General features: G+C 34.3%; 29 protein-coding genes and 2 tRNA genes. 17 read left to right on the forward strand and 14 right to left on the reverse strand.

Annotated features, from left to right (window positions below):
* Positions 1-7: 7 nt before the first annotated feature.
* From C5F47_RS01015 to C5F47_RS01040, 6 genes are all read left to right on the forward strand, one after another.
* The gene (locus C5F47_RS01015) at positions 8-292 is read left to right on the forward strand and encodes a DUF8036 family membrane protein (RefSeq protein WP_179361080.1); all 285 of its coding nucleotides are present in this window, start codon (positions 8-10) and stop codon (positions 290-292) included.
* A gap of 35 nt (positions 293-327) precedes the next feature.
* The gene (locus C5F47_RS01020; RefSeq protein ID WP_179361081.1) at positions 328-771 is read left to right on the forward strand and encodes a hypothetical protein; all 444 of its coding nucleotides are present in this window, start codon (positions 328-330) and stop codon (positions 769-771) included.
* On the forward strand, positions 761-1,117 hold the full coding sequence (locus tag C5F47_RS01025; RefSeq protein WP_179361082.1) for a reverse transcriptase-like protein: 357 nt from the start codon (positions 761-763) through the stop codon (positions 1,115-1,117). The genes C5F47_RS01020 and C5F47_RS01025 overlap by 11 nt, the downstream gene beginning before the upstream one ends.
* Before the next feature lie 63 nt (positions 1,118-1,180).
* Positions 1,181-3,277, forward strand: a complete 2,097-nt coding sequence (locus tag C5F47_RS01030) for a 4-hydroxybutyrate--CoA ligase (protein WP_179361083.1) — start codon at positions 1,181-1,183, stop codon at positions 3,275-3,277.
* A gap of 73 nt (positions 3,278-3,350) precedes the next feature.
* Complete coding sequence (locus tag C5F47_RS01035) at positions 3,351-4,877, forward strand: 4-hydroxyphenylacetate 3-hydroxylase family protein (RefSeq protein ID WP_179361084.1); 1,527 nt, start codon at positions 3,351-3,353, stop codon at positions 4,875-4,877.
* A gap of 126 nt (positions 4,878-5,003) precedes the next feature.
* The gene (locus C5F47_RS01040; RefSeq protein WP_179361085.1) at positions 5,004-5,975 is read left to right on the forward strand and encodes a lysyl oxidase family protein; all 972 of its coding nucleotides are present in this window, start codon (positions 5,004-5,006) and stop codon (positions 5,973-5,975) included.
* Here the strand turns inward: C5F47_RS01040 and C5F47_RS01045 are convergent.
* The 3 genes from C5F47_RS01045 to C5F47_RS01055 all read right to left on the reverse strand — a co-directional run bounded on the left by C5F47_RS01045 (position 5,972) and on the right by C5F47_RS01055 (position 8,523).
* A complete protein-coding gene (locus C5F47_RS01045; protein ID WP_179361086.1) occupies positions 5,972-6,805 on the reverse strand; it encodes a CFI-box-CTERM domain-containing protein in 834 nt (277 codons plus the stop codon). The two genes, C5F47_RS01040 and C5F47_RS01045, sit on opposite strands and share 4 nt — an antisense overlap.
* Before the next feature lie 163 nt (positions 6,806-6,968).
* The gene (locus tag C5F47_RS01050) at positions 6,969-7,742 is read right to left on the reverse strand and encodes a signal peptidase I (RefSeq protein WP_179361087.1); all 774 of its coding nucleotides are present in this window, start codon (positions 7,740-7,742) and stop codon (positions 6,969-6,971) included.
* Between the two features lie 43 nt (positions 7,743-7,785).
* Positions 7,786-8,523: a PRC-barrel domain-containing protein gene (locus tag C5F47_RS01055; RefSeq protein WP_179361088.1), complete on the reverse strand. Its 738-nt coding sequence runs from the start codon at positions 8,521-8,523 to the stop codon at positions 7,786-7,788.
* 115 nt (positions 8,524-8,638) lie between these two features.
* Here C5F47_RS01055 and trxA (C5F47_RS01060) point away from each other — a divergent pair, with 115 nt between their 5' ends.
* The gene (gene trxA, locus C5F47_RS01060; protein ID WP_179361089.1) at positions 8,639-8,965 is read left to right on the forward strand and encodes a thioredoxin; all 327 of its coding nucleotides are present in this window, start codon (positions 8,639-8,641) and stop codon (positions 8,963-8,965) included.
* Positions 8,966-9,032: 67 nt separating this feature from the next.
* Positions 9,033-9,572 carry a zinc ribbon domain-containing protein gene (locus tag C5F47_RS01065; RefSeq protein WP_179361090.1) on the forward strand — a complete coding sequence of 180 codons (540 nt, stop codon included), beginning with the start codon at positions 9,033-9,035 and terminating at the stop codon, positions 9,570-9,572.
* Between the two features lie 26 nt (positions 9,573-9,598).
* Here C5F47_RS01065 and C5F47_RS01070 read toward each other — a convergent pair whose 3' ends face one another.
* Positions 9,599-9,955: a zinc-ribbon domain-containing protein gene (locus C5F47_RS01070; RefSeq protein ID WP_179361091.1), complete on the reverse strand. Its 357-nt coding sequence runs from the start codon at positions 9,953-9,955 to the stop codon at positions 9,599-9,601.
* 43 nt (positions 9,956-9,998) lie between these two features.
* Positions 9,999-10,070, reverse strand: a tRNA-Ala gene (locus tag C5F47_RS01075).
* A gap of 76 nt (positions 10,071-10,146) precedes the next feature.
* Between C5F47_RS01075 and C5F47_RS01080 the strand changes: the two genes are divergently transcribed.
* From C5F47_RS01080 to C5F47_RS01090, 3 genes are all read left to right on the forward strand, one after another.
* Complete coding sequence (locus C5F47_RS01080; RefSeq protein WP_179361092.1) at positions 10,147-11,550, forward strand: dihydroorotase; 1,404 nt, start codon at positions 10,147-10,149, stop codon at positions 11,548-11,550.
* Between the two features lie 61 nt (positions 11,551-11,611).
* Entirely contained in the window at positions 11,612-12,655 is a 1,044-nt protein-coding gene (locus tag C5F47_RS01085) for a hypothetical protein (RefSeq protein ID WP_246271135.1), read from the forward strand.
* 25 nt (positions 12,656-12,680) lie between these two features.
* Positions 12,681-13,340, forward strand: coding sequence for a protein-L-isoaspartate(D-aspartate) O-methyltransferase (locus C5F47_RS01090; protein WP_179361094.1), 660 nt, complete (start codon positions 12,681-12,683; stop codon positions 13,338-13,340).
* Between the two features lie 4 nt (positions 13,341-13,344).
* Here C5F47_RS01090 and rpiA read toward each other — a convergent pair whose 3' ends face one another.
* The 7 genes from rpiA to C5F47_RS01125 all read right to left on the reverse strand — a co-directional run bounded on the left by rpiA (position 13,345) and on the right by C5F47_RS01125 (position 17,155).
* Entirely contained in the window at positions 13,345-14,019 is a 675-nt protein-coding gene (gene rpiA, locus C5F47_RS01095; protein WP_179361095.1) for a ribose-5-phosphate isomerase RpiA, read from the reverse strand.
* Entirely contained in the window at positions 14,020-14,973 is a 954-nt protein-coding gene (locus C5F47_RS01100; protein WP_179361096.1) for a hypothetical protein, read from the reverse strand.
* The gene (locus tag C5F47_RS01105; protein ID WP_008297772.1) at positions 14,974-15,141 is read right to left on the reverse strand and encodes a 50S ribosomal protein L37e; all 168 of its coding nucleotides are present in this window, start codon (positions 15,139-15,141) and stop codon (positions 14,974-14,976) included. It abuts the gene before it with no gap.
* A gap of 10 nt (positions 15,142-15,151) precedes the next feature.
* Positions 15,152-15,388, reverse strand: coding sequence for an LSm family protein (locus tag C5F47_RS01110; protein WP_014964370.1), 237 nt, complete (start codon positions 15,386-15,388; stop codon positions 15,152-15,154).
* Positions 15,389-15,446: 58 nt separating this feature from the next.
* The gene (locus tag C5F47_RS01115; protein ID WP_179361097.1) at positions 15,447-16,169 is read right to left on the reverse strand and encodes a creatininase family protein; all 723 of its coding nucleotides are present in this window, start codon (positions 16,167-16,169) and stop codon (positions 15,447-15,449) included.
* A gap of 9 nt (positions 16,170-16,178) precedes the next feature.
* Positions 16,179-17,015 carry a formyltetrahydrofolate deformylase gene (locus C5F47_RS01120; protein WP_179361740.1) on the reverse strand — a complete coding sequence of 279 codons (837 nt, stop codon included), beginning with the start codon at positions 17,013-17,015 and terminating at the stop codon, positions 16,179-16,181.
* A gap of 52 nt (positions 17,016-17,067) precedes the next feature.
* Positions 17,068-17,155, reverse strand: a tRNA-Leu gene (locus tag C5F47_RS01125).
* Between the two features lie 47 nt (positions 17,156-17,202).
* Between C5F47_RS01125 and glmM the strand changes: the two genes are divergently transcribed.
* The 6 genes from glmM (at position 17,203) to infB (ending at position 21,611) form a co-directional block, all read left to right on the forward strand.
* Complete coding sequence (glmM, locus tag C5F47_RS01130) at positions 17,203-18,552, forward strand: phosphoglucosamine mutase (protein ID WP_179361098.1); 1,350 nt, start codon at positions 17,203-17,205, stop codon at positions 18,550-18,552.
* A gap of 62 nt (positions 18,553-18,614) precedes the next feature.
* Positions 18,615-19,001, forward strand: a complete 387-nt coding sequence (gene rpl7ae / locus C5F47_RS01135) for a 50S ribosomal protein L7Ae (protein ID WP_179361099.1) — start codon at positions 18,615-18,617, stop codon at positions 18,999-19,001.
* The gene (locus C5F47_RS01140) at positions 18,998-19,210 is read left to right on the forward strand and encodes a 30S ribosomal protein S28e (protein ID WP_179361100.1); all 213 of its coding nucleotides are present in this window, start codon (positions 18,998-19,000) and stop codon (positions 19,208-19,210) included. Before rpl7ae ends, C5F47_RS01140 begins: the two co-directional genes overlap by 4 nt.
* A gap of 8 nt (positions 19,211-19,218) precedes the next feature.
* Positions 19,219-19,419, forward strand: a complete 201-nt coding sequence (locus tag C5F47_RS01145; RefSeq protein ID WP_014964376.1) for a 50S ribosomal protein L24e — start codon at positions 19,219-19,221, stop codon at positions 19,417-19,419.
* A 2-nt stretch (positions 19,420-19,421) separates the two neighbouring features.
* Positions 19,422-19,823: a nucleoside-diphosphate kinase gene (ndk, locus tag C5F47_RS01150; protein ID WP_067960803.1), complete on the forward strand. Its 402-nt coding sequence runs from the start codon at positions 19,422-19,424 to the stop codon at positions 19,821-19,823.
* 6 nt (positions 19,824-19,829) lie between these two features.
* Positions 19,830-21,611, forward strand: coding sequence for a translation initiation factor IF-2 (gene infB / locus C5F47_RS01155; protein ID WP_179361101.1), 1,782 nt, complete (start codon positions 19,830-19,832; stop codon positions 21,609-21,611).
* Here the strand turns inward: infB and trxA (C5F47_RS01160) are convergent.
* Together trxA (C5F47_RS01160) and C5F47_RS01165 are read right to left on the reverse strand one after the other, a co-directional pair.
* Positions 21,608-22,009: a thioredoxin gene (gene trxA, locus C5F47_RS01160; RefSeq protein WP_179361102.1), complete on the reverse strand. Its 402-nt coding sequence runs from the start codon at positions 22,007-22,009 to the stop codon at positions 21,608-21,610. The genes infB and trxA (C5F47_RS01160) overlap by 4 nt on opposite strands.
* Positions 22,010-22,040: 31 nt before the next feature.
* Complete coding sequence (locus tag C5F47_RS01165; protein ID WP_179361103.1) at positions 22,041-22,208, reverse strand: hypothetical protein; 168 nt, start codon at positions 22,206-22,208, stop codon at positions 22,041-22,043.
* Between the last annotated feature and the right edge of the window lie 5 nt (positions 22,209-22,213).

Genomic DNA, 22,213 nt, shown 5'->3' on the forward strand with positions numbered 1-22,213 from the left:
ACTCTAAATGGAATCTACTTCTCTAGTCTTATCTATTGTTTCAATTGCAAATATGGGCATACTTGGTATTCTAATCTGTATTTTTGGAAAAATGTATGGAAAAACTAGAGCACAGCTTCCACTAGGCATGATAGTTGTAGCCGGAATGTTGTTTTTACATAATGTTATTGGTGCATTAGCATACTTTTCGATGGAAGAGATTTTCTCCCATGAAATTTTCCCATATATGCTGGGAGTAGGAATTGCCGAACTTGCAGGATTAATTATATTTTTGAAAATTACATTAGACTAATCTTAGTTTATTTGTAACAAATGATCTTCTAAGACGTGTTACAAGAATATCTAAAATTAAACAAAAATGTTCTCATTGCATTTACAGCATCAATAATTATTTCTGCAATTATTGCTCAAGTTTTATCTGATCAAGCTGATTATCTAAATACAACATATACAACAATTGCAGACTATGCAATTTATTTTTCAGTTTTTAGCAGTTTATTTTATTTTGATAATAGAAAAAAATATCGATTAGATTCTGGGAAAACTGATACTGCAAAACTAAAACATGATTTAAAAAAATTAATCACTTCACTGGGAATTGCTGAAGTTGTATATACTGTTGTTAGATGGGCTATGCAATATTATTTCCTTACAATAAACTATGATCCATATCTAGCATCAATTCTATCTCAAGGAATATCTACAATTATTTACATGATAGTGCTAAATCTAACTGTGAAAATTACGAGGTTGTATAAAGATGGGAATTAATATTTACGTTGATGGTTCTGGTGGAACAAATAGTGGATACGGATATTTTGTTAAAGAAACTGGCGAATCATTTTATGAGAAAAAACCTGATTTAACAAACAATCAGGCAGAATATCTAGCAATAATTTCAGCTTTAAACAAGTATGTTGAATCAACAGAAGAAATTACAATTCATAGTGATTCTAAAAATACTGTAAACCAACTAAATCATGAATTTGCAATAAATAATGAAGAATTAAGAAATTTAGCTAGAGAAGCATGGGGAATAATTGGAAAATTTTCAAATTTATCAATTGTTTGGGTTCCTAGAAAAGAGAATTTGGCTGGAAAAATGCTGGGAAGCTAAAAATCAGAGATCAGAAATTTCCGAGAATAACTTTATTATACAAAATCTTTAGATTCAACATACATGGCAGAATCTGTCTTTCTATCACCAAAATCAATTGCAGTAATTGGTGCATCAGATAAGAGAGGAAGTGTTGGTGCAACAATCACATCAAATATCATGAATGGATTCAAAGGAATCGTTTATCCAATTAGTCCATCACGAGATACTGTCTTTTACAAAAAAGCATACAAGAGTGTTTTAGATGTTCCAAAATCAATTGACCTTGCAGTAATTGTTATCAAAAATACATTGGTTGCACCAGTGTTAGAAGAATGTGGAAAGAAAAAAGTCAAAGGCGTTATTATTATCACTGCAGGTTTCAAAGAAGTTGATGAAGAAGGTGCAAAGCGAGAACAAGAAATAAAAGATATTGCTAAAAAATACAAAATCCAAATCATTGGACCAAATTGTCTTGGTGTCATGAATCTTGATCCAAAGACAATGATGAACTCTACTTTTCTAAAAATTACTCCAAAGTCTGGAAAAATTGCACTTGTTTCACAAAGTGGAGCAATCTGTGCTGCACTAGTTGAAGATGCAAGTGCTCAAGGAATTGGTTTCTCTGCAGTAGTTAGTCTTGGAAACAAAGCTGCAATGAGTGAAGTTGATGTTCTTAAAATTCTTGCAAATCACAAACAAACCAAAGTCATTGTAATGTATCTTGAAGACATGGGAGATGGTCAAGAATTCCTCAAAGTTTGTAAAAATATTACTAAAAAACTCAAAAAACCAGTTCTTGTACTCAAATCAGGACGTAGTCCCGAGGGTGCAAAGGCTGCAATGTCTCATACTGGAGCACTGATGGGCTCAGATGAAATCTATGATGCATTACTCAAACAATCCGGTGCAATCAGAGTTGATACCATGGAAGAGCTCTTTGATTATGCAACAGCATTTTCAAAACAACCACTTCCAACAGCAGGTGGTTTAGTTATTGTATCAAATGCAGGTGGTCCTGCAATTATTTCCACTGATGCCTGCTCTAAGGCAGGAATTAGAATGGCTAAAATTGATAGTATTCGTCCAAAGATAGATGAAGTGATTCCTCCTTGGGGAAGCTCTAGAAATCCTGTTGATATTGTAGGTGATGCTGATTTTAACAGATTCCACAATGTCTTAGATAGAGTACTAAAACATCCTAAAGTCGGTTCTGTAATTACAATGTGTACTCCTTCTGGAACTTTGAATTATGATAAACTTGCTGAAGTTGTTGTTTCCATGTCAAAAAAATACAAAAAAACAATGTTAGCAAGTTTGATGGGATTAGATGAAGGTATTACAAATAGAGAAATTTTATCCAAAGGAGATGTTCCTTATTACACATATGCTGAAGGAGCAATTCGAACTTTAGCTGCAATGATAAAGTTTGCAATCTGGGTAAATACCAAAGAAGGAAAAATTACCAAATTCAAAGTAAACAAAGCTAAAGCAAAGAAAATTTTTGACAAGGTCAAAAAAGAGAAAAGACCAAATCTGTTAGAAGAAGAAGGACAAGAAGTTCTCAAAGCATATGGATTACCATTACCAAAAAGTGCACTTGCCAAAAATGAAACTGAAGCAATAAAAATTGCTAAAAAAATTGGTTATCCTGTAGTGATGAAAATTGCATCACCACAAATTATTCACAAGTCTGATGCAGGTGGTGTCAAAGTAAACTTGACAAACGACAATGAAATTAAAGATGCTTTCAAAACAATTATCAAAAATGCCAAAAAATATGACAAAAAGGCTGAGATCAAAGGTGTTTTGATTGTAGAGATGGTAAAAGGTGGCAAAGAACTAATCATAGGCTCAAAACTAGAGCCTGGATTTGGTCCTGTTATCATGCTTGGAATGGGGGGAATTTATGTTGAAGTCCTTAAAGATGTCACATTCAAACTAGCACCAGTAACTGATAAAGAAGCTGATGACATGATTGCATCAATTAAGACTCAAAAATTACTTCAAGGAGTTAGAGGAGAGAAACCATCTGATATTGTAAAATTATCTGAATGTATTCAGAGATTGTCACAATTAGTTTCTGACTTTAAAGAGATCAAAGAATTAGATATGAATCCTGTTCTAGTGATGGAAAAAGGAAAAGGCTGTAAAATTCTTGATGTTAGAATAGGCCTCTGATCGCAATCTATTCGTAAAATTTCTCTTTTGCCAATTTAGAATATTTATACAACATCAAGATGAATAATATTACATGGCTAATGTCTTAAAGACAATTAGAACAGGTGATGACTACATTGAAAGTCTTAGAGGGCGCGATCTCAAAATTTACCTTTTTGGCGAATTAGTAGAAAATTATGTTGATCATCCAATTATTAGACCATCAATTAATGCTGTTGCAGAAACTTATGATCTTGCAGTACGTGAAGAAGCACTAGCTTCTGCTGATTCATCACTTTCTGGATTGAAAGTAAATCGATTTTTACATATTGCTGAAAGTGCAGAAGATTTAGTTTTACAAAATAAAATGCAGAGAAAACTTGGACAAAACACAGGAACATGTTTCCAGAGATGTGTTGGAATGGATGCACTGAACTCTTTGCATTCTACTACGTTTGAAATTGACGAAAAACATGGAACTGATTATCATAAACGATTCTTAGAATTTGTAAAGATGGTTCAAAAAGAAAATTTTGTAATTGGCGGTGCTATGACTGATCCTAAGGGTGATAGAAGCAAAGGTCCTGCAGAACAAGATGACCCTGACTTGTTTACAAGAATTGTAAAGACTGATGAAAATGGTGTCTATGTTTCAGGTGCAAAAGCACATCAAACTGGTTGTATTAACTCTCACTGGATCATCTTAATGCCAACAATCCGACTAACTGAAACCGATAAGGATTGGGCAATTGTTGGAGCAATTCCAGCAGATGCAAAAGGAGTCACTTACATTTACGGTAGACAATCTTGTGATACCAGAAGTATGGAGGAAGGTGACATTGATGATGGTAATGCAAAGTTTGGAGGACAAGAAGCTTTGATAATTTTAGATAATGTGTTTATTCCTTGGGATAAAATATTCATGAATGGTGAATATGAATTTGCATCTATGCTTGTAGAGCGATTTACGTGTTATCATAGACGTAGTTATGTATGCAAAACAGGTCTAGGTGATGTATTAATTGGAGCAGCAGCTACAATTGCAGATTACAACGGTGTTCCTAAAGTTTCTCACATTAAAGATAAAATTATTGAGATGACTCATCTAAATGAAACAATATTTGCTGCAGGTATTGCATCATCCCATCAAGGACAGAAGATGAAGTCTGGTGTATTCCTAAATGATGATATGCTTGCTCAAGTTTGTAAACATAACGTTACACGATTTCCATATGAAATTAGTAGACTAGCACAAGATATTGCAGGTGGATTAGTAGTTACATTACCATCTGAGAAGGACTTTAGACATCCTGAAGCTGGACCACTACTCAAAAAATATCTTGCTGGAAGAAAAGGTGTTGATGTTGAAAACAGAATGAGAATTTTAAGATTAATTGAAAACATGACTTTGGGTAGAAATGCCGTTGGCTATTTAACAGAATCAATGCATGGTGCAGGCTCACCACAAGCTCAAAGAATCCAAATTCAAAGACAAATGCAAGTAGGTTACAAAAAGAATTTAGCCAAAAATCTTGCTGGTATTACAAACGATATTCAAGAACCAAAAGAACCATCTGATTACTTTAAACGAGTATTCAAAACAAAAGATTCTGTTCTTTAAACAAAGAAATTATTTAATTTCTATATGATAGGTTTTTATGAAAATCATTTTTTCATATATTTTAAAACAGCTTGTTATTTTTCTTACTGACAGGACTTTATCTACTAAACATTCTTGTCTTGATCAATGACTTTTTCAAAAACAAACTTTCGAAAACCACTTTTAATACTTCCAGTATTACTTGCAATTGGATTCATGTTTGCAACACCCATGATTTTGGATGTTGCAGCAGCTCCAGGCGGTAATGGTAATGGTAATGGTAATGGTAATGGTAACAACAATGGTGGAAATGATGTTACATCAGTCCCTGATGACGCACTTCTTCCAGATGTGACGCCTGGTGTTCCAAAACATCTTGCAATTCATAATCAACAACAAAATGAATTTTTGAGATTTACTAATGTATGGGCTAATCTTGGTCCTGGAACTCTAGAATTTGAACCATTATTCCCAGATCCTGATGCTGATGAAGGTACAACCCAAGACGCTTTCCAAAATCTATATGATGATGAAGGCAACTTTGGTTTAACTGATCAAAAAATTTGGCATGACACTGTAAGCCAATTCATCTTCCATGAAACTCACAACCATTGGCACATTAATGATGTTGGAGAATTTGCAATTAGAGCATATGATCCAAATAACCCAGATGTTCCAGGTGAAATAGTTGACGAAGCAGCATCTATCAAAGTTGGATTTTGTATTACAAATGTTTTCAAATACGATGGTAGTGAATCCCCAACATCTCAGAGAATCTATTGGGATTGTGAGGTAGGATTACAAGGAATTCAACCAGGTTGGGTTGATCAATACCACCAATCAGTTGAAGGTAATGAAATAGACATTACCAATCTTTCAAATGGAATCTATTTCCTAACACACACATGGAATCCTGCAAATTCATTTGTTGATGCTGATGTATCAAATGATGTAGCTTGGATGAAATTTGAACTCACTGATGAAAACGATGGTAATGGAAATGGTAATGGAAACAATACCGGTAATAGAAAGATAATTGAGATTGAAGGATTTGCTCCTGAATGTCAACCTGATGATTCCACACCTGGAATCTGTGGGGACATCAACAAGAACTCTTAGTTCTTTTTTCTTTTATTTTTTATTTGATAAACTAACATAATTGGAGCTGCTACATACATTCCTAGATTCATCAAAACAACTCCAATTCCATATCCTAACACTTCAGATTCTGATTCTGCATATGACATTAGAGACAATGTTGATAGTAATGGTGTAATTCCAATTTTTACTATCTCTTTGAATATTGGACTCTCTCTTTCCATATCTGCAATATGTGGTGAGAATGAATAGTACAATGAATTGAATCCTGTCATAAATGAGATGCCTGATTCTGTATTCATCAATTGATTATCTCTAATTTCTCTTAACAATTGAACCTGTGGTGCCATCTCTGAGCCATATGTTGCAGTAGCAATAAGACAACCTCCACCTTCAGAATTATCAATTGTTTCTTCTATTGTTGGAAATTCTTTCTCAATAATATTAGATTCAACTTTAGATTCTTCTAGTTCTTTTTGCTGTTGTTGAATTTCTTGTGGAATTTCATTAATGTTTACTGCTTTTGTATCAATTTTACCTTCTTTTGCTTCATTAGCACTTTCTTGAATTTCTAAACCATAATACATTCTACTTTGTTCAATTAATTTTTGATATCTATCTGATCCTGAATACATCCACAAATCATCATTATACAAATTCCCGCATAATCTTGATTCAATTGAATGATGATGATGTTCAAAGAAATCATTTCCAATAAAATTATACAATTGATAGTTTTCTTCACACCACTCAATACCATTTTGTGTTAGGCCTGCAGTATCACGAAATGGAGATTGTGCATATGCCGAACCTACTAATAATAAAATTGAAAAAACAAGCAAATATTTCAATTAGGAAATTTCCTTTTTGCTAGTTGATAAGTGATTCTACTCTTGAAACTAATAATTTCTCAGGATCCTTTTTTAGTAATTTTGACATAATTATACTACCAAGCAAGCAGGACGATCTATTGCTTTTGTATATGGGCATATGTGAACCTGTTTGCCTGAAAAATTAGTATTCTTTATCTTTCTTCTTTAGATCTTCTTTTTCTTTGGATTCTACATCATCAATAGAATCCTCTATTCCTTCAAACGTTTCATCAATTTCTTCTGTTTTTGTTTGATTTTCAGGTTCATCTGTGTCATCTAATTCCTCAACGTCTCCAGTTTTTTCTACATGTTCTGAATATTCTGAATCTTTTTCAATCTTATCAATATCAGATAACTCTTCAATTGTATCGGGATTTACTGAATCTAATGGATCTGTAAATGACAATTCTTTTTCATTCTTTTTCTTCACGAATTGTTTCACAATCATTATTCCTACCACTACTGCAATAATGACATAGTTGATTGGAGGTTTTAGTAATTGAGTAATGTATCCTACTTGAGGAAGCGTATATGCTACTTTTCCAATATACTCTTCTTGTGTAATTGGAAAATCAGTTCCTGGAATTGAGGCTGGATTTGCATCTCCTTTAGTTCTAATTGTTTTGGGATCTTCTTCCATAATAGAGGCAACTCTATGTACAATTACCCTGTCATGATCTGATGGCCGATTAAATACAATAATATCACCTACCTCAATATCTTCAAAAGGCTCGTGACCTGAAACTATCAATACATCATATACTTCTAGAACTGGAATCATACTTCCACTTGCTACAACATAAAATGGATTTTGTGTTCCAAATGCAACTTGCAAGCCAATCCAAATGACTAAAACCCCTACTGCGACAATTATGATGTCTTTAACTACTCCTTTAGGGATTGATCTTTTTGCCAATTACATTCTCGCCTATAGTATCATTGATTAAATTTACTAGCTATCAGATTTTATTTCCACATTCTTCGCAGAATTTGGAACCTTCTTTGTTTACAAATCCACAACTAGAACATTTTCCTGGTTGAGGAGCAGCTTCTGGACTTCCTAAAAGAACAACTTCTCCAATTTTTTTGATGCTATTCCATGGAATACTTCCTTCGGTACCATCTTCTTTAGTAATTACTAAAACCATAGATTGGGTTGAATCAATTCCAACTTGCTTTGCAGTTCCAATTTTATTTGCATTCTCGTCAAATACCATTTTTCCTTCAATTGATGTAACTGATGTTGCAGGACCTGGCTGTGTTACAGTTTCTGGTGTTGCTGCAACTTCTGAAACTTGTTGTGGTGCAACTTCTGGCTGTGGTGCATTTTGAACTTGTGGTTCTAATGGTTTTGCACTTCCAACTTCGCCTGCTTCATCTTCTTTTTTGAAGTCTCTGTATTCTGCAATTGAAGCATTACATGAATTACAAATGTATTGACCTCGTTCTGCAAGAATTAGATTTTCTGCAACTTCTTCGTTTGGATTTTCAAATTCAATCTTTGGAGGACCTTCAAATTCTTTCTCACAAGTATTGCAAAAATGTTTAGTAATTTTATCAGCATCAAGTCTTCCAATTGGTGCCAAAAATAGATCAGGACCGCCCAAGTTACCTTTCATTTGTTGTTCGTCAGTGACAGTAGCCATCACATAACCTCCGGATCCTCGTAATTTTTTAAGTCTAAGTTCTGAACTCATATTTCAGATTTACCAAAACGTCATTTAAGTATATATCAAAATTAATTTTCCAACAAAAAATATGGTGTTAATTCTGGTGAACGTTTTTAGGTACGTGTAATAAAATAATGATAGAATGGCTGTAACACAAATTTCAGATGCAAAATCATGGGAAGTAGATGTCATCAATTCTGACATTCCTGTATTTGTAGACTTTTGGGCCGAATGGTGTGGTCCATGTAGAATGGTAGGTCCAGTAGTTGAAGAACTGGCAGCTGACTATGATGGCAAAGTAAAATTTGTCAAGGTTAACGTTGATGAAGCCAATGAATTGGCATCAAAATACAATGTCTTTAGTATTCCAACTTTAATCCTATTAAACAAAGGTGAAATAGTTAGCCAGCAAGTGGGTGCTGCATCTAAAGAATCATACCAAGGTATGATTGATAGAGCACTCGCATAAATTCAAACACACGTTTTCCTCTTTTTTGATCCTAAAGTAATTAATATTCCAAAAATTGAGTCACAATATGTCATTTGGTGAAGTTGATACACTAAACATGCTCTTTGACAAACTTCAGAGTCTGTTTGATGAATCTCAAGGATACTATGAATCATTTCTAGATACAAACAACATGTACAAGAAAGGCCAAATCAGTGACAAAGAATTCTTCCAAAAATTAGGTGATTACACAGTTGCATATTCTGCTTTAGAATTTCTAGCTATCAAAGTAATTTTTGAATTAAAAAAATCTGTAGGCTCTGGTTCTGGTAATACACAATCTCCAGGTTTGATGCCCGGAATGGGTCAACCAGGAATGATGGCTGGCGGAATGGGTCAACCACCAAGAGCAGGAACTGCAGATAATCCAGTAGGTGGCAGTCCACCCGGAATTGTTTCTGCACAAGAAGCATTTGGAGATGTTGGAACTTTACCATCACCGGATCCATCTTTAATGCCAAGACAAACGGTACCACCACAACAACAAGGTGGAAATGGATGTTCTTCTTGTGGAGCAGCACTTAGAGCTGGTGCAAAATTTTGCACCAAGTGTGGCGCTAAAGCATAAAATCAAAATTTAAAAATAATTTTTAATTATTGAGTTGTTCCGCATTCAGGACAGAATTTTGCAGTTGCTGAAAGACTTGTACCACATTCAGAACAAAACTTTCCATCTGGAATTTGCTCATTGAATGCATTTCCAACTAGTGCTGAACTTTTTACTGCACCTGACGGAACATATGTCTCATCATCAATTAAAACAGGTTCAAAGTCTTGTTCTACCAAATATGTCATCATTCTTGGAATTCCCTTTCCATCCTTTTTTGGATCTGGAACCGAATCTCCTAACCAAAATGCAAATCTCATTAGAGTTAATTCTGGAGTAGAGAATGCTAGAGTATGCTTTGACATGTAATCTTGTGCAGCTTTTTTGCCGTCAAAACCTTCCATGAAGATGGTATTTTCCATTTATGTATAATAGTTTCTGGAAAAGTGGACCGGGAGGGAATCGCACCCTCGACATCCTCGTTGCGAACGAGGCATTATACTCCTAAACCACCGGCCCTCAGAATATTCATTTTCAGTTGTTCTTTTATTCATTTTCTCAACGCATAATAGCCTGAATTGAATAAAATTTGTAGATGACGTATGATACTGTAATTGTCGATTCACACGTTATTCTTCCTCAAGGGATGGTGGAGAAAAATATCCTAATCGATGAGGGAAAAATCGTTGGATTTACAACTGATACGCCTGCATGTGATCATAAAATCAATGGCACAGGACTAGTTTCAATTCCTGGACCAATTGACACACATGTTCACTATGGAGTCTATTCTCCAATTAATCAAGCTGCAAAAACTGAATCTCATGCTGCAGCAATTGGTGGAATTACAACCATGATGCGAATGCTAAGATTAGGTGATCCTTTTTCAAATTCTTTACAATCTCAACTTGATTCAGCATCTGAAAATCATTATGTAGATTATACAATCCATGCTTCAATTTTTACTCCACAACAAATTAACGAGATGAATTTTTGTGTTGAAAAAGGAATTACATCTTTTAAAATTTACATGAATCTTGGAGGTGAAGTCGGTCATGTCTATATGGATATGCCTCCAAACTCTCCAAATCTTGTTGCAGCTGAAGTAAATGTTACTGATGAAATAGTTGAACAAACTGTTAAAGCTGCAGCTGAGCTTGGTTGTCCAGTACTAGTACATGCAGAAGACTATGAATCATGTGGATGTGGAATTAAGATTGCAAAAGAAAAACATCAGGATGGATTATCAGCTTGGTCTTCTAGTCGTTCTCCTGAGTATGAAGCTAAAGCAATCAAAACAGTATCAAAATTTGGTAGAGATTATGATTGTGTAATTTACTTTGTACATATTGGATCAGAGCGTGCACTAAAACAAATTGAAGAAGAAAAAAAACTTGGAACTAAAATTTTTGTCGAGACCTGTCCTCACTATTTGACACTTTCATATGAAAAACAATCAGGATATCTTGCAAAGGTAATGCCTCCAATAAGAACAGAGAATGATCGTAAAGCTGTTTGGAATGCATTATCAAATAACCAAATTGATACAATAGGTACTGATCACGTTGCAAATCAACTCAAACTCAAATTGGGTGGAGATGATGTCTGGGGTGCCCTTGCAGGATTCCCTGGAATAGGCACAGTAATTCCTATTTTACTTAATGATGGAGTAAATCAAAAGAAAATTTCACTTGAGCAGTTTGTACGATTTACTAGCCAAAACGCTGCTCAAATATTTGGAATGTATCCTCAAAAAGGAACCCTTGAGAAAAATTCTGATGCTGATGTTGTAATGATAGATTTGAAGAAAGAAAAAACTGTAACTTCTGATTTGTTTGGTGGATTCTCTGATTATATTGTATATGAGGGACGAAATCTAACAGGATGGCCTGTTAAAACAATTGTTCGCGGTGAATTAATTGCTGAGGATTTTGAAGTGATAGGTAAACTAGGTCATGGTAAACTAGTTGATAGAAAAATTAACTTGTTTTCTAAATAATTAATTTGCAAATTTGGTTTTCTACGATTGCTTTTTAAGAGAAAAACATCAATTGTTCCCATTGAATTCTCAATTTGTATTTCTTTTTGCCATGATTCTAAGCATTGCTATTAGTCCTTCTTTCTTTGAGAATTCATTTGCTCAACAAATGACTCCTCATCAACAGTGGAAGAAATTTGCAGATACTGATATGATGACTTGTAAATCTGGTCATTTGTTGTTACAAAAAAGTAATGGTAATCCTGCATGTGTAATGCCATCTACATATTTGAAATTAATTGATAGAGGATATGGTAATCACAATCAATCATTGATGGATAAAAATCCTGATATGATGACTCATTTGATGAATAGCATGGCATCAAATGAAAAAGTTATGCATCATTGGCATGAAATGTTACAAAAAAATTCTACGATGATGATGCAAACTATGGATAGATGGGTTTTACAAATTAAAGATAATCCTGAATTACTCAAAAATATGTTAGCCCCAATGACCACGGATCCTGAATTACGTGAAAAAATGATTCATACCATGAAAAATCACCCACAAATGGAAAATCATCTTAAATCTCATTCAGCATGGATGGATTCTGTTCATCAGCCAATGACTACTGGAATGGGCCATGGCTCTGATTCAATGATGATGGATGGTGGAATGTGTGGTGGAAAAAGTGATGGAATGAAAAACCATACAAAATCAATGAGCTGTAGTATGGATCATAATGACTCTAAGATGGGTTGTCCAATGTGTGAAAAAATACATGAACAAAGATTAGCAAATTGTCCTTGGTGTCCTGATTACAAACATCATTCAATGAGTTCACATTCAATGAATTCCCATTCTATGACCATGTCAAGTTCTAATAAAATGATGGACATGATTCATCATGTATGGATAAATTCTGAAATGACAAAAGATATGCATGCTATGATGATTGAAGATCCTTCTCATATGGCAATGATGTCTGATCAAATGATGGAACCTATGCTTAATGCAGTAATGGATGATGCTGATTTGAGAGAACAAATGATAGAATTAATGTTAGAACACAAAGACTTCATGAATTCAATCAGACATGACAATCCTGAAACTGAACATTGATCTTTAAAATCGTAAAGTGTTTTGTTTGACAGTTATTGAAAAAAAATATCAAACTGCATTAAATGATTTAATTGCTTATCTAAAAAATTCTAAATTTTTAACTGATAAATATGTAGAAGATGCATTAAGAAAAATTCCAAGACATGAATTTGTTCCAGAATCTGAATTAGATAATGCGTATTACAATGAACCTCTTCAAATCATGAAAAATCAAACAATTTCTCAACCTGGTGTTGTTACAAGAATGACTGAATGGTTAGATGTTAAAGATGGACAAAAAATTCTTGAGATTGGTACAGGTTCTGGTTGGCAAAGTGCAATCCTTTCTTACTTGGTAGGAAAAGGAGATGTTTATTCTGTTGAGCGTCATCCAGAATTAGTAAAATTTGCACAAGAAAATCTAAAAAAATTGAAAATAGATAACGTCCATGTAATTTTATGTGATGGTAGTCTTGGGTATCCTCAAGCATCACCTTATGATAGAATAATAATTACTGCTGCTTGTACTGAAATTCCTTTACCATTACTTGAACAACTACGTGAAAATGGGCTCATTATTGCACCTGTAGGGGATTCTTCTCAGTCATTGGTTTTGTTACAAAAAACCTCTAAAGGAATGCTTGAAATTAAAAGACAATCAAAGTATGTTTTTGTTCCTTTAGTAGGAAAATTTACTGAAAAATAAGATTTTAAAGAATATCAAATTTGCCGTTTTCTTTGGCCTTGTAAATTACATCTGGTTTTCTAAGAAATATTCCTGATTCTAAAACTCCAGTGGTTTGTTTAATTTTTTGAGTAAGAATTTTTGGATTTTTTATTGTTCCAAAATCACAATCCAAAATTATATTCCCATTCTCAGTAAAGAATGGATATCCTCTATCAAGTGAACGAATTTCTGCTTCTCCCCCTAGTTTTTTTATTGATTTAGTAACTGAATTTCTAGCAAGTGGATGGATCTCAACTGGAACTGTTCTGTTGAAATTTTTTACAAACTTTGTTTTGTCTGCCATCACTACAACTTTTTTTGCAAGACTAAACAAAATATTTTCTCTTAGTAATGCACCTCCTCCACCTTTGATTATATATTTTTGTGAATCAATTTGATCTGCTCCGTCATACACAACATCAATGTATTCCACTTGATCTGCTTCTACAAGAGGTATGCCTACTTTTTCTGCAATTAATTTAATTTGTAATGATGTAGGTACTCCTCGTATGTTATACTCCTTTAGTTTGATTAATTTTGCAAGTGATTTTACAAGTGCAGTAGCTGCTCGTCCACTACCTAAACCAATTACATAATCATCTTTTACAAATTTTAGTGCATCACTTGATAATGCCTTAATGGCATCATCGTAGGACAATTACTCTACCTCTGCTTGATCCAGTTTTGATAATACTTTCATGATGTCGCCTTTGATTTTATCTAAATCATCTGCATCATCATCAAAGTCATCATCTAATGTAACTGGTTTTTCTTTGATTGGTTCTGGAAGTGCTTTGTGTTCGGTTATTTTTGCAACTTCTTTGTTAATGTCAGGCTTAACCTCAACTTTGATTTCAGGTTTTGGTGTTACTGATTGAATAATCTCAATTTTGTCTTCAACTTTTGGTTTTGGTTGAATGATTTCTTGCACAATTTCCTCTTTTGGTTTGATTACTTCTGTAGGAATTACTCTTGGTTGAGGCATTGATTTTGTAACTTTCTTTTCTTCTTCAAATAATGGGAATTTTGGTTCCTTCCTTGAAATATTTGTAAGTGTTGTTAATTCAAATGATTGTCTTGATTTAGTTGGGGGAATCTCAATTGGTTCCATTTTACTTTCTTTTGGTTTATCAAAGTTGAATACATTTGAAATCTTTTGTTTTGTTTCTTGTTTTACTTCTGGAACTTTTACCTTTGATGTCTCAACTTTGGCACTTGTCATCTTTGATGATAATTCATACAATCTATCATCTAGTTTCGATAATTTTTGATCCATCAATGTGATCAATCCGTCACCAACTGGACCCAAGTCTGGATGGTTACTTGCTTGTTCAAGTTTTTCTAGTTTAGCTAATACAATTCCTAATTGGTGTTGATACTTTAGTAACAATTTGTCTTTTTGAATTTTAGAAAATTCAGATTCTGCTTGATATAATCTTGAAATAGTTTTAGTTAGAATATCTTTTTCAATTTTTAATGAACTTATTTGACTTTTAATGTGTGAACTGGCACCAAGACTGAGTAATTGATTTTTGTCTCTTGGCATTTTACGTACAGCGGCTGCTGTTGCAACACCTGCTAATGAACTAAGAATTAGAACAATCTCTTGCATCTATGTATACCATTTAATCCAGGAATACTTTCTGCGTTTTGCCTCTGGGAATCCACAACTTGCACATTGGTGGTGACGTTTGTGAAGTGAGTTTTTACCACATCTTCTGCATCTAATGTGAACTTTCTTTTTTGTAAATCCACCCATAGAAGTTGTACCTTTAGTCATTGCAAATCACCTAATTTTGTGCTGGTGGAGGAGATATCATTACGACATTGTCTCCTCTAACTACAATGCTTCCGAGGCTCTTAGAATCGCCTTCAGCAGGAATTTCCTCTGAAGAATCGAGTAGCAGGTTCATGTGTTGGTCAAAACCGAGTAAATTACCTCTTATGGTTTTGTTTCCTTTGAGTTTTATCAATACAACTTGATTGATACTCTCATCCAATACTTTTACTGCCATATCAACGGACATCATTAATCACTTATTGACATGGATATCGAGGCGTTATATTAAATTTCCATTGGTGAAACTATGAGCTATGCCCAGTAAGGCAAGATTGACACCTTTTTCCAAGATTTTTGATGATTTCATCTAAAATCACTTGTCCATCTTTCTTTGTTGCTTTTCTAGGATCCCCCCAAATTCCATTTTTGGTTGCTTTAGGAAAGGACTGATTTGCAAGTTTTCCAATCTTTGTAATTTCTTGTTTTGTCATTCCTTCTGTAATGAGACCTTTTTTTGCTAAATTCATTTTGACATTTTTTGAGATTGCAAGCATAAGTGAAGTTTCTACAAACCCTGCATGATCAAACTCTCTTTCCATAAAATGCCAGTATGACAATGGAAATACTTTGAGTTTATTTTTTGATATTTTTTTGAGTTTTACATCTAGATTTTTGATAGGTTTTAGATTTCCATGATGACCATTAATTATGAAAACTGTTTTGATGTTATTAGATAAGAGTGACATACACAAATCAGTTAGAACTGTTTTTAGTGTTGATTCCCTAACACTCAGATTAAAAAATGGAGCATGCTCAAATGATACACCATAGCTTAGTGTGGGAAGTAAAAGACATCCTAATTTCTCTGATATTTTTTTTGCAACTTCTGTAACAATATCTGAATCAGTTGATATTGGTAAATGAGGTCCATGCTGCTCAATTGAGCCTACGGGAATTATGGCAATTTGTTTTTTCTTTGATAATGTTTTTCTAAGAATAGGATCAAATTGGGTTTTGATTTCTGTCATTTAATTCACTTATTTGATGTGAACTTTTCTCCAGCGAACTTCTAGTTTATTTTCAAGATGCATCTTCATTGCTTTAAGCAATGTGTCTGCTTCTAACTTTTGTCCTTTTGCTTTCATTTTTTCTAACGTGTCATTTGGATCAACTTTGAAAGAGTCTTGGAAAATAATTGGTCCTTGATCCAAGTTTTCCGTTACGTAATGAGATGTTACACCAACAATCTTTGTACCTCTCTCAAATGCTTGTGCATATGCAGAAGCTCCTGGAAATGCTGGAAGTAATGATGGATGAATATTAATAATTCTATTTGGATATCTCCAAACAAAATTTGGACTAAGGATTCTCATATATCTTGCAAGTGAGATTAAATCAATGTTGTATTGTTTACAAACTTGAATAATTTTCTCCTCTGCCTTATCTTGAACCTTGTCTTCAATTGCAACAAAAGGGATTTTTGCTTTTTTTGCAAGTGGTTCTAAAGTTTTTTCGGTACCTATAATTACTGAAATTTTTCCTTTGAGTGATTTTGCATTTGCAAGAATTGTTTCAAGACATAGTGGCTCTTTAGTAACTAATACTGCAATATTCTTCTGTGAATTTGTTTCATGATGTGTACTGACATCCATTTTTTCTTTTTTAGATAGACTTTGAATATCTGAATCAAACTTTTTTACATCAACTGCTTTTGAAAAAGAAACTTCTAGATACATGCCGAAAAGACCTTTGATTACATTTTGATTTACCTTCTCAATGTTTCCACCTTTAGAGAATGCAAAATTCGTAAACGTAGCTACAATTCCTTCTCTGTCTTTACCTACAACTGTGATTCCTACTACTGTCTTTTTCATGACTTTGTTTGCTGAAGATTTTCTCATTATTAATCATTCACAGAAATCAAAATGGTGCGGGAGGTGGGATTTGAACCCACGAAATCCTAAGATATAGGGTCCTAAGCCCTACGCCTTTGACCAGGCTGGGCGACTCCCGCAACGGATTTGCCATTAAACACAAATTTATCTATTATTGCACAGTATTGTGGCGAAATTTTTCGGAACAAATGGAATTCGTGGAGTCTTCGATGAAGATTTTACATTAGAATTTGTTCATGATATGACCCTTGCAATTGGAACATACTTTGGAAAAGGACCTGTATTGATAGGATATGATGGCAGAGAATCAAGTCCTATAATCTGTAAAGTTGTTAGTTCTGCTTTGAATTCTATAGGAATTGATTGTAATGTTGCAGGACTTGTACCCACTCCTTGTCTAGAATATGCAGTAAAGAGTTTGGGATATTCTGGTGGATTGATGATAACTGCATCTCATAATCCTCCACAATACAATGGAATCAAACCTTGTGCAAAAGATGGAGTGGAAATCTCACGTGAAGATGAATTAATCATTGAGGATATCTATTTACAAAAAAATTGGCTCAAGAAATCTGATTCATGGGGAATAACTAGGACTGAAAATACAGCAATTGAGACATATCTGAAAGGAATTATTTCACATGTTGATTCTACACTAATAGAATCAAAACATTTCAAAGTTGTTTTAGATTTAGGTAACGGTGCACAAGCAGTATCTGCCCCTAACTTTTGTGAATTACTTGGATGTGAAACATTCCTTGTAAATCCAAACATTGATGGTACATTTCCAGGACGTGGATCTGAACCTACACCGCAAAACCTTTCTGAACTTTCAAAAACTGTTAAGGAACACAATGCAGATGTGGGAATTGCATTTGATGGTGATGGAGATAGAAGTATTTTTTGTGATAACAATGGAGACATATTGACTGGAGACAAGTCTGCACTAGTACTTACACAACATATTTTGAAAAAAAATCCAAATTCGCTTGTTGTAACTTGTTTGAATTCTGGTTCAAACATTGAAGTTTTAGCTAAACAATTTGAATCAAAAGTAATTAGAACTAAAGTTGGAAGTGTTGAAGTTTCACGAAAAATGGTTCCAACTAATGCACTAATTGGATTTGAAGAAAATGGTGGCTACATGTATGGAAAACATAATCAAGTAAGGGATGGTTGTATGACATTGGCTTTGATGCTTGACTTGCTTGCCACATCTGAAAAACCACTTGCTAATTCAATTAACAGTCTACCTCCTTCATTTACAACTAAAGATAAGATTTCATGTCCTCCAGAAAAAATCCCAAAATTGATCTCTTTACTAAAAGAGGAATATCCAAATTCTGATACTTCTGATGGTATCAAGATTTCAATAGATCTCAAAAATTGGGTAATGATTAGACCTAGTGGAACAGAACCAATTGTCAGAGTATATGCAGAAGCTGAAAGTCAGGAGAAATTAGATACTTTGATGTCTGAATATCTTGAAAAAGTAAGCTCAATAATTTCCAGATAACACTTTTAAAACCAAACCCAGCGATGGATAGAATGGAGAATGAACCCCTAGGGTGACGAAGTATGGGAAAAGCATATTATGTTAAATTTGAGACGCCAGAGGACCTCGTAAATCCTATCTTAGAGGCCGTAAGAGTATCATCTACAAGCGGTAAAGTCAAGAAAGGAACCAACGAAGCAACCAAGGCAATTGAACGTGGTACTAGTAAATTAATTGTAATCGCTGAAGATGTTGAACCACCAGAGGTAGTAGCCCATCTTCCAATTCTATGTGAAGAGCAAGGTGCAGCATATGCATTTGTTCCAAGCAAAGAGGAGTTAGGCAAATCATTAGGTATTGATATTACTTCAGCCGCTGCAGCAATTTTGGATGCAGGTGATGCACAACACATTGTAGACCAAGTTGTATCATCCATCGCTAAAATTAAAGGCGGTAAGACCGAAGAATGAGTCAAAACGCTGAAGAAGTAGTTCAATCTGAAATTATTCAAATTGTTGGTAGAACCGGCATTGCTGGTGAAGTAATTCAAGTTAGAGTTAAAGTTCTTACTGGTAAGGATAAAGGTAGAATTCTTACAAGAAATGTCAAAGGTTCTGTTAGAATGGGAGAAATTCTTATGCTAAGAGAAACAGAGAGAGAAGCAAAGAAAATCAAATAGGTGTTTAGATGAGTCTTTTAGTTAAACCATGTAATTTCTGTGACAGACCCGTAGCAAAAGGATCTGGTACTATGCTTGCAAAAAATGATGGAACCGTGCTATGGTTCTGTTCTGCAAAATGTAAAAAGAATGCACTAGTCTTGAAACGTGATCCAAGAAAATTGAAATGGACTAAAAAATACGTTAAAGGCGGAATTAGAAAGAAATAGAATTGACTGAACAATCTTTATTCATTGTAAAACCTGATGCCGTAGCTAGAAATCTAGTTGGTGAAGTTGTATCCAGATTTGAAAGAAAAGGATTCAAACTTTTAAAATTAAAGATGTTTACATTTACTCAAGCACAAGCAGAGAATTTTTACGGAGTTCACAAAGACAAACCTTTCTTTGGAGAACTAACATCCTTTATCACATCAGGACCTGTTGTTGCTGCGATCATTGAAGGAAATAATGCAATTGCAACTACACGAATAATGATTGGTGCAACAAAATCATTTGAAGCAGATCCTGGCTCCATTAGAGGAGACTTTGGATTGGGATTTAGTGAAAATATTATTCATGCATCAGATTCACAAGAAAGTTTTGATCACGAATCGAGGGTAGCATTTGAGTGATCTGATTTGCAAATTCGTCAGCCCATAGTGGCAGTTCTTGGTCACGTAGACTCTGGAAAAACATCTCTTTTAGATAGAATTCGTGGAACAGGTGTTCAAGGTAGAGAAGCAGGTGGAATTACCCAACATATTGGTGCAAGTTTTCTTCCAACTGAAACTATCAAAGAAATGTGTGGTCCACTATACAAAAAACTAGAACAATCAGAAAATAAGGTTCCTGGAATTTTAGTAATTGATACACCCGGACACGAAGTTTTTACAAATCTACGTTCTCGAGGTGGTTCCGCAGCTGATATTGCAATTTTAGTAGTTGATGTGAATCGTGGATTTCAACCGCAAACAAATGAGAGTTTGAAAATCTTACAAAGCAGAAAAGTTCCCTTTGTTGTTGCACTAAACAAATGTGATCAAATCTCTGGATGGAGAAAATCTGAAACACCTTTCATTACACAGGCAATCAAAGAACAAGATGCATCAATCCAAACAGATTTGGACCAAAAAATCTATGATGTTGTAGGAACTCTATCTATACTCGGATACAAGTCTGAGGCATTTTATCGTGTAGAGGATTTCAAATCTGAAATTGCTATTGTTCCAATTTCTGCACGTTCTGGAGTGGGAGTACCTGAATTACTTAGTGTCTTGGTAGGATTAACACAGCAATATCTGCAGAAAAGACTAGATCAGGACGAGAAAGAACCTCGTGGAATAGTTTTAGAAGTTAAAGATGAAGTTGGATTGGGACAAACAGCTAACGTTATTCTCATTGATGGTTCAATCAAAAAAGAAAATAGTATTGTTGTTGCAAAACGTGATGCTGTAATCGTTACAAAACCCAAGGCATTGCTCTTACCCAAACCTCTTGATGAGATGCGTGATCCACGTGACAAGTTCAAACCGGTTCCACAAATAGATGCAGCAGCTGGATTCAAAATTGCATCCCCTGAACTTGAAGGTGTTCTTCCAGGAAGTACTCTTTATGTTGCAAAAAATACTGAGGAGATTGCAAAATATACTAAATTAATTGAATCTGAAATGAAATCTGTTTTTGTTGATACTGAAACCAATGGAGTTGTCTTGAAATGCGATACTATTGGTTCACTTGAGGCAATAGTTGAGATGCTTAAACGCTCACAAGTCCCTGTTGCCAAAGCAGACATTGGTCCTGTAACTAGACATGATGTAATTGAGGCTAAAGCCATTAAGGAAAATGATAGACATCTCGGAATTGTTTTGGCATTTAATGTCAAGATATTACCTGATGCAAAAGAAGAATCAGAAACAAGTCACATCAAACTCTTTGAAGACAAAGTAATCTATAGTTTAATTGACAACTATAATGCTTGGGTTGAAGAAGATTCTGCTAATGAAGAAGATGCAATGTTTGCAGAACTTACACCAATTTCAAAATTCTCATTCATGAAAGGAATGGTATTTCGAAATAATAATCCTGCAGTATTTGGAGTACGTGTAGATGTTGGAAATCTAAAACACAAAATTCCTTTTATGAATATGAAAGGACGCAAGGTTGGATACATACACCAACTTCAACTAGACAAAAAGACGGTATCAACTGCAAAAACAGGTGATGAGGTTGCATGTTCTGTTAAAGATGTCACAATTGGAAGACAAATTTTTGAAGAAGAAGTATACTATACTTTTCCACCATCACATGAAGCAAAACAAATTCTCAAGAAATTCATGCATAAACTTTCTCCTGAAGAACAAGAAGTGTTTAATGATATAATTAGAATTCAACGAGAAATAGAACCAATATACGGTTACTAGCTTGAATGCTTTTTACAAATCATATGAATTCCAGGTGCTCCTACTGCTCCCATCATTTTATCTACAATTTGGCCTGATTTGAACATGATAAATGTTGGAATTGATTGTACTGCAAATTTCATAGAGATATTTTGATTTTGATCAACATTTACTCTTGCGAATTTTACATTAGGATATTTTTTTGAGAGGCTTTCAAATATTGGATGCATTGATTTGCATGGTCCACACCATTCTGCCCAAAAATCTACCAATGTTGGATTCTCAGCAGAAACTATCTGATCAAAGTTTGAATCATTCAAATCTATAATTCCAGGCTCAATTGTAGGCTCTGGTTTTGGTTTGAGCATTTCATCCATTTTCCTCTGCATAATTTTTGCAATTTCTGGGTCTTCCGACAATGCTCTTAGGGGTTCAATTCTACTAAAAAATCTATGTTGATGACTGTGTCTGCTGTTCATCAAGTGATTTTACTGGAATTGCTTCAAATCTTCTTGATTTACAAATTGGGCATTGATCTATGTATCTTGTGAAACTAACAGAAGTATATGCAATTCCACATTCACCACAAATTCTGAGGTTTCTGCCTAGTTTGCCCATTGTTA

The sequence above is a fragment of the Nitrosopumilus cobalaminigenes genome (genome assembly GCF_013407145.1).
In the GTDB taxonomy this organism is placed as follows: domain Archaea; phylum Thermoproteota; class Nitrososphaeria; order Nitrososphaerales; family Nitrosopumilaceae; genus Nitrosopumilus; species Nitrosopumilus cobalaminigenes.